This window comes from Rhodococcus sp. ARC_M12 (genome assembly GCF_022810385.1).
GTDB classification, from domain to species: Bacteria; Actinomycetota; Actinomycetes; order Mycobacteriales; family Mycobacteriaceae; genus Rhodococcoides; species Rhodococcoides navarretei.
Genome location: NZ_JALGQI010000116.1, coordinates 1 through 254 on the forward strand (window position 1 = coordinate 1; position 254 = coordinate 254).

Genomic DNA, 254 nt, shown 5'->3' on the forward strand with positions numbered 1-254 from the left:
TCCCGCCAGAAATCGAACGACTCACTGTCCCCGACCGCGGTGCCCAACACTTCACGGGTGCCGTCGATCGACACCCCGGTCGCGACGACGAGCGCATGCGAGACCACATGCGCCCCGATCCGCACCTTGCAATACGTCGCGTCGAGGAAGACGTACGGAAACGTGGTGTGGGTCAACGTTCGCTCACGAAACCGCGCGATCTCCGTATCGAGCCCTTGGCAAATTCTCGACACAGTCGACTTCGAGACGCCCGA

1 protein-coding gene is annotated in these 254 nt (G+C 62.2%); it reads right to left on the bottom strand.

Going from position 1 to position 254, the window contains the following annotated elements; translation table 11 throughout:
- On the bottom strand, positions 1-254 hold a 254-nt coding region (locus tag MTX35_RS25595; protein ID WP_243597501.1), incomplete at both ends, for a transposase.